Origin of the sequence: Rhizobium sp. NZLR1b, from assembly GCF_019685155.1 — a bacterium.
Lineage (GTDB): Bacteria > Pseudomonadota > Alphaproteobacteria > Rhizobiales > Rhizobiaceae > Rhizobium.
In genome coordinates, this window is sequence record NZ_JABDWC010000001.1 from 353,663 (window position 1) to 364,509 (window position 10,847).

A 10,847-nucleotide genomic window follows, 5' to 3' on the forward strand; every position below is an offset into this window, starting at 1 on the left:
GTCACGCTTTGCTCATGCTCCAGATCACCGTCCAGGGCGCGAGATCGCCGCCGTCGCTGCCGAGACGGAATATCGTCTCGGCGTCACCCTGTTGCGGGTCAAGCGGCCGTCCCGCCTCGCTGCCTAGGTTGGCGCGCAGATGAAGGTGCCGGCTCTCCGCAAGGGTCCAATCCACCGCGATCGCGTTTCCCGCCGAGCGGTAGACCGCGCTTCCGCCGGCCACACCCTTCAGCAAAGGAACGATCTTCCGATGCCGGAGGTCGAGAAGTGTCCGGTAATACTCAAGCACGTCAGAGGTAGTGCGTTTCGACCAATCCAGTTTGGCGGCCGCAAAGGTCGATGGCGCCGTCGGGTCGAGAAGGTCGTCGGCGTCGAAGCCCGGCAGACGCGAAAGCTCCTCGCGACGGCCTTTCCTGACCTTCTCGTTCAGATCCTCGTCGAAATCGCAGAAAAAAGGAAACGGCTCCTCCGCACCCCATTCCTCACCCATGAACAGCATCGGTATCTCAGGCGCCAGCAGATAGATGGCGATGACGGCCTTGACGGCATTGGCCGGGCTCGAGGCCAGAACCCGATCGCCGAGCGCCCGATTGCCGATCTGATCATGGTTCTGGATGAAGGAAATGAAGGCGGTCGGCGGCAGGTGGCCACTCGGTCTGCCGCGGCCTCCTCCGCGATACGACATATGTTCGCCCTGGAACACGAAACCTTCCGCCAGCGCTCGGCCGAGCTTGCCAGCGTCGCCAGCGTAATCGGCATAATAGCCGAAGGTTTCGCCGGTCGCCGCGATATGCAGCACGTGGTGGACGTCGTCATTCCACTGGGCTGTGAACAGCTTCGCTTCACCTTTTTCGTCACGCTTCAACAGGTCGCTGTCATTCTCCTCGTTTTCGATGATCAGATGCACATGCCGATCGCCGGCCGCAGCCCTGACGCGGCGGGCAAGCTCGTAAAGAAGATGCTCGTCGCTGTCGTCCTTGATCGCGTGAACGGCATCGAAGCGGAAGCCGTCGAGCCTGAATTCGGTGATCCAGTAAATGGCGTTCTCAATGACAAATTCGCGGATCATCTGCGATCCGTCGCCGTCGTAGTTGATGCCATGGCCCCAGGGCGTCTTGTGATGGTCGGTAAAGAGCGGCGCATAGGAGGGGATATAGTTCCCATCCGGCCCGAAGTGATTGTAGACCACATCGAGGAACACCGAGATGCCGCGCTGGTGCGCTGCATCCACCAGCGCCATGAAATCTTCCGGCCGGCCGTAACTGCTGTCGGGAGCATAGGGAAGCACACCGTCATAGCCCCAGCTGTAACGACCCGGGAATTCACTGAGCGGCATGATCTGCAGCGCCGTGATGCCCAGCTCTCGCAGATGATCGAGCCGCTCGATCGCCGCCCTGAAGCTGCCCTCCGGCGTGAAGCAGCCGATGTGCATCTCGTAGATAACCATCTCTTCCCAGGGCCGGCCAGGCCAGTCGCTTGTCTTCCAGCGATAAGAGGAAAGGTCGACCACCTCACTCGGACCATGCACATCCTGCGGCTGGAACCGCGAGGCGGGATCGGGAATTTCGAGACCGTCCGGCAGGACGAAGCGATAGCGCGTACAGGCATGGGCATTCGGAACTATGCACCGATGCCAGCCATCTTCCGCCGCCTGCATCGGACGCGGATCGGCGCCTTCGATCTTCAACGACACGCTGTCATGCAGAGGAGCCCAGAGGCGAAACAGAATGCCGTCTTCGGTGAATGCGGGGCCGAACGTCATTTTGGTCAAGGGAAAGCCTTCGGTGAGTGGGGATAGATTTATTTAACTTTTGCGGGAGCAAAAAGTTTCGTCCGCAATTGGACACGCGAAAGCGGCAACGGTCGCGGGGATGACCGCACTGCTCGCCTTGGTATGTTTACGCTTCGATCGTCAGGCCGCCGCGACCTTGCCGGAGAGCGCCTGATCCATGGCCGCCTGAAGCTGTTCCTGCGTGAATGGTTTCTTCATCCGCAGCATCCGGCCGAGGCCATGGTCTTCGGAAAATTCGGCATAGCCCGAGGCGAGGATGATCGGTAGGCCCGGGAAAGCCGAGCGGAGGTGGCGCGCAAGCTCGGCGCCTGTCATACCCGGCATGGCATGATCGGTAATGACGAGATCGCAATCCTGTCCGCCGGCAAAGAATTCCAAGGCTTGGGAAGCGGAGGACACTTCCTGCGGCAGGTGCCCGAGATCCTCCAGCATCGCCACGGTTCCCGTCCGGACAAGCGCGTCGTCGTCGACGACGAGAATGGCAAGCGGCCGCGACGCCGGTTTCAGAGGCTCCGTCGCCGGAGCCTCGACGACCGGCTGCACCTCGACGAAAGTCTCGGCGACGGGCAGCCAAAGGGATACGGTCGTGCCGCTGCCCCTGGCGCTCGATATCTGGATCGAGCCCCCGGATTGCGCCGCCAGACCATGCACCATCGATAGGCCGAGACCGGTGCCCTTGCCGACTCCCTTGGTGGTAAAAAACGGTTCGGCGGCACGCGAGACCGTTGCTTCGTCCATCCCTTCGCCATCATCCGACACCGATATTCTGATGTAGTTGCCGCCGGCGAGACCGGCTGGCCGGCCCTCTTCGGCGGCCGCCGCGGCAACCGTTACGGCTCCGCCGCTTTCGAGTGCATCGCGCGCATTGACGAACAGGTTGAGCAGCGCCAATTCCAGTTGGTTGCTGTCCACCAGAAGGGGCGCCAGATCTGCCGGGATGCGCTTGCGGATTTCGATGCGCGGCCCGACCGCCTTGGCGAGAAGATCCTCGACGTTTTCGAACAGCCTGAGGAAGTCGACCGCCTGCGGCTTGAGCTCCTGGCGGCGTGCGAAGGCAAGCAGGCGCTGGGTCAGCGCCGTGCCGCGCTCGGCTGCCTGGATCGCATTGGTCAGCAGCCGTTCGCTGCGTTCATCCACCGGAAGCCGCTTCTTCAGAAGGCCAAGGCTGCCGAGCACCGCCATGAGAAGGTTGTTGAAGTCGTGCGCCACCCCGCCGGTCAGGTGGCCGATGGTGTCGAGCTTCTGCGCCTCGAACAGTTGCGCCAACGCCTCCTCGCGCTCCCGCGTCCTTTGATCGATCCGGTGCTCGAGCTCCTCGTTGAGCTCCCGCAACTGGGCGGCCGAGGCTTCGAGTTCGGCAGTGCGTTGGCGAACCCGGGCCTCCAGCTCCGCATTCAGGCGCTCGAGTTCCCGTGTCTTCCTGTAGAGATCGGCAAAGACCCTGACCTTGGCTCTCAGCACTTCGGGCACGATCGGCACGGAGACGTAGTCGACCGCGCCCACCGCATATCCGCGCAACCGGTCGGGTTCGGCCAGCATCACCGCGGAAACGAAGATAATCGGCGTATCTTGATACCGTGGGTGCTGCCGGATCATGCTGACCAGCTCGAACCCATCCTGTTCAGGCATGCAGACATCGACGAGGATCACCGCGATTTCGGTGCGCAATAGATGCTCGAAGGCTTCGCGCGCCGACTGCGCCTTAATGAGGTTTTCTTCGAGCTCGTCGAGGATGACCTCGTAACTCAGAAGCTTGGCGGGTTGGTCGTCGACGAGGAGGATGTTGACGGGGTTCATGGCCAGGTCCTCAGCGGTGCAGCCACATGCGAAGGGCCGACAGAAGCTGTTCGGTATTGACCGGCTTCGCCAGGTAGTCGGAAGCGCCCGCTTCCAGGCATTTCTCGCGGTCGCCCTTCATCGCTTTGGCCGTCAACGCCAGGATCGGCAGCCGCCGGAATCGTGGCTCCGAACGGATGACCTGCATCGTCTCGTAGCCGTCCATTCCAGGCATCATGATATCCATCAGCACGATTGCGACAGAGGGTTCATTGTTGATGACGTCGATGGCTTCGCTGCCGGTCGTTGCTGTCAGCACCCGCATTCCCCGGCGCTCGAGCACGCTGCTCAGCGCGAAGATGTTGCGAGCATCGTCGTCGACGAGCAGTACTGTCTCGCCGACGAGATCCTCGTCCGAGCTGTGCAATTCCTGCAGCGTCGCCTGTTTTGCAGGCGGCAGGTCGGCGAAGACCCGGTGCAGGAACAGCGCAGTTTCATCGAGAAGACGTTCCGGAGACTCCACGCCCTTCACGACGACGCTTCGCGCCATGCTGTGTAGCGTCGCATCCTCCTCGGGGGAAAGCTCCCGTCCAGTGAATACGACCACTGGAACCTCACCGATCTCGGCGTCGTCGCGTATTTTCTCCAGTACGTCGAAGCCGGACATATCCGGAAGGGAAAGGTCGAGCACCACGCAATCCGGAGGATCCTGCCTCAGAGCGTCGAGTGCTTCCGATCCGGAGCCGACGCTGGTGATGTCGATGTCGTCATGTCCGAGAAGGGCAGTGACGCTCAACCGTTCGGCCTCGTTGTCTTCGACGAGCAACAGATGCTTGCGGCGCGGTTGCGCATAGGCTTTCAAACGCGACAGCGCCTTGCCGAGGCCCTCCGGCGTCGTCGGCTTGCTCATGAAGGCGAAGGCGCCGCGGGTCAGCCCATGCTGGCGATCTTCATCGAGACTGATGATCTGCACTGGGATATGCCGCGTCTGCGGGTTCTGCTTGAGCTGGCTGAGCACCGTCCAGCCGAGCATATCGGGCAGGAAGATGTCGAGCGAGATCGCCGCCGGCCTGTAGTCCTGCGCGAGTGCCAGCGCATCGCCGCCACGCATCGCCACCAGAACCTTGAATCCATTGTCACGGGCGAGATCGACCAAGACGCGGGCGTAATGTGGATCATCCTCGACGATGAGCAGCACCGAGTCACCGGCCGCTATCCGATGACGATCGTCTTCAACATGTTCGGTTGGTTTTTCGGCACGGCGGATTGCCGCGGCCTCGGCAAATTCCACGACGTTTGCCGGTGGGACGGATTTCGGCGCAACCGCCCCGGCACCGACATAGGTGAGCGGCAGATAGAGGACGAAGGTGCTGCCGACGCCGGGCGTGCTGCGGAGCTGGATCTCACCCCCCAAGAGGTTTGCCAGCTCGCGGCTGATCGCCAGGCCAAGGCCGGTGCCGCCATATTTACGGCTTGTCGAGGCATCAGCCTGCTGGAACGCCTCGAAAATGATGCGCTGCTTTTCCGGGGGGATGCCGATGCCGGTGTCAACCACTTCGAAGGCGATGACGGAGGGCGCGTGCCGGAGCGACGGATGATCGGGCGACCAGCCGCTCGCCGGCAACCCGACACGAAGCGTGACGCCGCCCTGCGCGGTGAATTTGAAGGCGTTCGACAGCAGATTCTTGAGGATCTGCTGCAACCGCTTCGAATCCGTAATGATGCTCTTGGTAATATCGCCACCGACCTCGACCGCGAATGACAGGCTCCGATTTTCCGCCTCATGCCGGAATGGCCGGGCCATCATCTCAAGCAGGTTGCTGACGAAAATCTCCTCGGCATCGACCGAGACCGTTCCGGACTCGATCTTCGACAGGTCGAGGATATCGCTGATGAGGTTCAGGAGATCGGTTCCGGCGCCGTGGATGGTCTTGGCGAACTCGACCTGTTTTCCCGACAGGTTGCCATCCGGATTCTCTCCCAGCTGCTGGCCGAGGATGAGGATCGAATTCAAAGGCGTGCGCAGCTCATGCGACATATTGGCAAGGAATTCGGATTTGTACTTCGATGTCAGCGCCAACTCGGTTGCCTTTTCCTCCAGCGCGCGCCGGGCCTGCTCGATCTCCTGGTTCTTCGCCTCGACTTCGACGTTGCGTTCTTCCAGCTGCTGCGCCTTCTGCCCGAGCTGCTCGTTGGTCTGCTGCAACTCGCGCTGCTGCGTCTGCAGCTCGGCGGCAAGCTGCTGGGACTGCTTGAGCAGGCCTTCGGTCTGCATGGTCGCTTCGATCGAGTTGAGCACGATGCCGATCGACGTCGTCAGCTGGTCGAGGAATGACAATTGCAGCTCGGTGAATTCGCCGGCGGAGGCAAGCTCGATCACCGCCTTCACCTGCCCCTCGAAATGCACCGGCAGCACGATGGCGCTTCTCGGCAGGGTCGTGAACACGCCGGAGCTTATCGGAACGACATTGTCGGGAAGATCGGTGACCAGGATGCGGCGGGCGTCGCTGGCACACTGACCAACCAGTCCCTGGCCGAATTCAAGCCGTGCCGGGTGCGCCGCCTCGACCCCTTGCGCATAGACAGAGAGCAGCGACAAGACCGGCTGCCGTTCATCGGCATCCACCTGGTAGATTACCCCCTGATGCGCGCCGACCAGCGGCGCCAGCTCCGAGAGCAGCATCTTGCCGACCAGCGTCAGATCGCGCTGTCCCTGCAACATATTGGTGAAGCGCGCCAGGTTGGTCTTCAACCAGTCCTGCTCGGTGTTGCGCTCGGTGGTCAGCCGCAGATTGTCGATCATCGTGTTGATGTTGTCCTTGAGCTCGGCCACTTCGCCGCGCGCGTCGACCTTGATCGAGCGCGTCAGGTCGCCCTTGGTGACGGCGGTCGCCACTTCGGCAATGGCGCGCACCTGCGTCGTCAGGTTGGCGGCAAGCAGGTTGACGTTGCCGGTCAGATCCTTCCAGGTCCCCGCCGTGCCCGGAACATTCGCCTGGCCGCCGAGGCGGCCTTCCACGCCAACCTCGCGCGCCACCGTTGTCACCTGATCGGCAAAGGTCGCGAGCGTGTTGGTCATGTTGTTGATGGTTTCGGCGAGCGCCGCCACCTCGCCCTTGGATGCGACGGTAAGGTTCTGCTTGAGGTCGCCGTTCGCCACCGCCGTCACCACCTTGACGATGCCGCGGACCTGCTCGGTCAGGTTAGCGGCCATGACATTGACGGTGTCGGTCAGGTCCTTCCAGGTGCCTGCCACTCCAGGCACCTGCGCCTGGCCGCCAAGCTTGCCTTCGGTGCCGACTTCGCGGGCGACGCGCGTCACCTCACCGGCAAAAGCGTTCAGCTGGTCCACCATCGTATTGATGGTGTTCTTCAGTTCGAGGATTTCACCCTTCACGTCGACGGTGATCTTGCGCGACAGGTCGCCGCGCGCCACCGCCGTCGTCACTTCGGCGATGTTTCGAACCTGGGTGGTCAGATTGGCGGCGAGCAGGTTGACGTTGTCGGTCAGGTCCTTCCAGGTGCCGGCAACGCCCGGAACGACCGCCTGGCCGCCGAGCCGGCCATCGGTCCCGACCTCGCGCGCCACACGCGTCACTTCGCCGGCGAAGGATCGCAGCTGATCCACCATGGTATTCAACGTATCCTTCAACAGCAGGATTTCGCCGCGCACGTCGACGGTGATCTTGCGCGACAGGTCGCCGTTGGCGATCGCGGTCGCCACCTCGGCGATATTGCGCACCTGCGCCGTCAGATTGCCGGCCATGGAATTGACGCTGTCGGTCAGGTCCTTCCAGGTGCCGGCCACACCGGAGACCTGCGCCTGGCCGCCGAGCTTGCCTTCGGTGCCGACCTCGCGGGCGACACGCGTCACTTCACCGGCAAAAGCGTTCAACTGGTCCACCATGGTGTTGATGGTGTTTTTCAGTTCGAGGATTTCTCCTTTCACGTCGACGGTGATCTTGCGCGACAGGTCGCCACGCGCCACGGCCGTTGTTACTTCGGCGATGTTTCTCACCTGGCCGGTGAGGTTGGAGGCCATGGAATTGACGTTCTCGGTCAGATCCTTCCAGGTGCCGGCGACACCTGGCACCTGCGCCTGGCCGCCGAGCTTGCCTTCCGTCCCGACCTCGCGCGCGACGCGCGTCACTTCCGAGGCGAACCGGTTCAGCTGATCGACCATGGTGTTCAGCGTTTCCTTGAGCTCAAGGATTTCACCCGAGACCGACACCGTAATTTTCTTCGACAGGTCGCCATTGGCAATCGCAGTCGAGACCTCGGCGATGTTGCGCACCTGCGCCGTCAGATTGCCCGCCATGGAATTGACGCTGTCGGTCAGATCCTTCCAGGTGCCGGCAACACCGAGCACGTTGGCCTGGCCGCCTAGCCGCCCTTCGGTGCCGACCTCGCGTGCCACACGCGTCACCTCACCGGCAAAGCCGTTCAACTGATCGACCATCGTGTTGATGGTCTCCTTCAGCTCGAGGATTTCTCCGGACACAGTGACGGTGATCTTCTTGGACAGGTCTCCCTGGGCGACGGCGGTGGCGACTTCGGCAATGTTGCGCACCTGTCCCGTCAGGTTGGAAGCCATGGAATTGACGCTGTCGGTGAGATCCTTCCAGGTGCCGGCAACGCCGCGCACATTGGCCTGGCCGCCGAGCCGGCCCTCTGTGCCGACTTCGCGGGCCACACGGGTCACTTCCGAAGCAAAGGCGTTCAGCTGATCGACCATCGTATTGATGGTTTCCTTCAGCTCAAGGATTTCACCCTTCACGTCGACGGTAATCTTCTTCGACAGATCGCCATTGGCAATCGCAGTCGAGACTTCGGCGATATTGCGCACCTGCGCCGTCAGGTTGCCGCCCATCGAGTTGACGTTTTCGGTCAGATCCTTCCAGGTGCCGGCAACGCCGCGTACATTGGCCTGGCCGCCGAGCCGCCCTTCCGTGCCGACTTCACGGGCAACGCGGGTGACTTCCGAGGCAAAAGCGTTCAGCTGATCGACCATCGTGTTGATGGTCTCCTTCAGCTCGAGGATTTCTCCCGACACCGTCACCGTGATCTTCTTCGACAGGTCGCCATTGGCGATCGCGGTCGAGACCTCGGCGATGTTGCGCACCTGTGCCGTCAGGTTCGACGCCATCGAATTGACGTTGTCGGTGAGATCCTTCCAGGTGCCCGCGACACCCGGCACCTGCGCCTGTCCACCAAGCCGGCCTTCGGTGCCGACTTCACGCGCTACGCGCGTCACCTCGCCGGCAAAGCCATTGAGCTGATCGACCATGGTGTTGATGGTTTCCTTCAGTTCGAGGATTTCGCCGGAGACGTCGACGGTGATCTTGCGCGACAGGTCGCCGCGCGCCACGGCCGTCGTTACCTGGGCGATGTTGCGGACCTGGGCGGTCAGGTTGCCGCACATGGCGTTGACGCTGTCGGTCAGGTCCTTCCAGGTGCCGGCGACGCCGGGCACCAGGGCCTGGCCGCCGAGCTTGCCCTCGGTGCCGACCTCCCGGGCGACGCGCGTCACTTCCGAGGCGAAGGACCTCAGCTGGTCGACCATGGTGTTGATCGCTTCCTTCAGTTGCAAGATTTCGCCGCGCACGTCGACGGTGATCTTCTTAGAAAGGTCGCCGTTCGCGACGGCGATCGTCACCTCAGCGATATTTCGCACCTGCGCCGTCAGGTTCGAGGCCATCGAGTTCACGCTCTCGGTGAGGTCTTTCCAGACGCCCGTCACCTCCGGCACCTGCGCCTGCCCGCCGAGTTTTCCGTCGGTGCCGACCTCGCGCGCCACACGCGTCACTTCCGACGTGAAGACGCTGAGTTGCTTGATCATCGTGTTGACGATATCGGCCGAGCGTAGGAATTCGCCTTTCAGCGGTCGCCCGTCGACATCGAGCGGCACGGTCTGCAGCAGATCCCCCTTGGCGACCGCAGTAATCGTGCGGGTAACGGCGGTCGTCGGCCACAGCAGATCGTCAATCAGACCATTGATCGAACCTTCCATCTCGGACCAGGAACCGTCCGACAGGCCGAAGCGCACCCGCGTGCTCGTCCGCCCGTCCCGGCCGACGACTTCGCCGACATGCTCAAGCTGCTGGGCCATGCGCTGGTTGGCAGCGATGATGTCGTTGAGAGCGTCGGCGACCTTGCCGGTAACACCGGTCAGATCCGCTCGCATCCGCACCGAAAAGTCGCCGCGGCGAACCGCGACAAGAACCTCCAGAAGCGCGCTGGCGTCATCGAACGCCATGGTTTTATGGTCGTGCCCATTGACGCCGTCTACCGCAACGACATCGCGCGAAAATTCACTGGTCTGCTTGCTCACGAAATCCCCCTTGTTCGACTGGAGGTAAATTAGTGCTCAAGTGGAAAAAGGGTATGGCTGAGGCGCGCGGTTGCAGAGATCGACGTATTGGGCATCAGCCGTCAAACTTTGCCTGCGCTGGAACAGTTTCCGGCCGGCCGTCGTTTCCAACCTGATAATGGAGAGCGACATGTCGAACGTCTCAAGGACAGGCAAGGAAGAGATCAACAACGCGACCAGCCCGACCACCTTCGGGAGGTCGGTCGAGAGCCAGGCGCAGATGCAGGATGCGGCCGCGCAAGCCTCGCCGGACGCCAGTGGCGAAATGCTGAACATCTACCGGCTGGAACCGATCGCCAAGCCCGACGATCCCAGATGGGCCAACGCTCCCGGACACGGCATCATCGTGGTGGCCGCCCGGACGCCGGGCGATGCGAGGATCGTCGCCGCGGCTCGTGAGCTCGACTTCATGGAAGTGGATGCAGCTCCCGCCGAAGATGTCACCACGGTCAATGCCAGCGCCTTCCGCGACGACAAGCTCTACACCGTCATCGAGATCGATCGGGATAGACGCGACGTCAAACGCGGGATCGTCGACGGTGTAGTTTCGGTCGACACGATCCGACCGGTCGAACTGGATTAAATGCCCCTCTTTTCATTGGAGCTCTCATGAATACGGCCAACCTGCAGCTCAAGGGCCTGATCATGGCAATAGCCTCGATATGCGACGCGATCGTCGAGAAAGAACTGCTCACCCATCAGGAAGTCAATGCCGCGCTCGCGAAAGCCAGAAAGGCCGTCGAAGATGATGACGACAACGAGCTATCCGATTCCAACCGCGCCGCCATCCTGTTTCCCATCCGTGTGCTGATGCTTGCCGACGAGGCAAACAAAAGAGGCGAGCGCTTCACCTTTTCGGACTATGCAAAGCTCGTGGGTAAGCTCACCTGAACATGTTCGACGTGCACG

The 10,847-nt window shown here is 62.0% G+C and carries 5 protein-coding genes; 2 read left to right on the forward strand and 3 right to left on the reverse strand.

Features of this window, described 5'->3' with window-relative positions:
• Position 1: 1 nt before the first annotated feature.
• From treZ to HJB84_RS01665, 3 genes are all read right to left on the reverse strand, one after another.
• Positions 2-1,762, reverse strand: a complete 1,761-nt coding sequence (treZ, locus tag HJB84_RS01655) for a malto-oligosyltrehalose trehalohydrolase (RefSeq protein ID WP_246762878.1) — start codon at positions 1,760-1,762, stop codon at positions 2-4.
• A gap of 150 nt (positions 1,763-1,912) precedes the next feature.
• Positions 1,913-3,589, reverse strand: a complete 1,677-nt coding sequence (locus HJB84_RS01660) for a response regulator (RefSeq protein WP_221115090.1) — start codon at positions 3,587-3,589, stop codon at positions 1,913-1,915.
• A gap of 10 nt (positions 3,590-3,599) precedes the next feature.
• Positions 3,600-9,899, reverse strand: coding sequence for a HAMP domain-containing protein (locus HJB84_RS01665; RefSeq protein WP_221115091.1), 6,300 nt, complete (start codon positions 9,897-9,899; stop codon positions 3,600-3,602).
• 157 nt (positions 9,900-10,056) lie between these two features.
• Here HJB84_RS01665 and HJB84_RS01670 point away from each other — a divergent pair, with 157 nt between their 5' ends.
• Together HJB84_RS01670 and HJB84_RS01675 are read left to right on the forward strand one after the other, a co-directional pair.
• Positions 10,057-10,521 carry a hypothetical protein gene (locus HJB84_RS01670; RefSeq protein WP_207585195.1) on the forward strand — a complete coding sequence of 155 codons (465 nt, stop codon included), beginning with the start codon at positions 10,057-10,059 and terminating at the stop codon, positions 10,519-10,521.
• A gap of 26 nt (positions 10,522-10,547) precedes the next feature.
• Complete coding sequence (locus tag HJB84_RS01675; protein WP_207584703.1) at positions 10,548-10,829, forward strand: hypothetical protein; 282 nt, start codon at positions 10,548-10,550, stop codon at positions 10,827-10,829.
• Positions 10,830-10,847 lie beyond the last annotated feature (18 nt).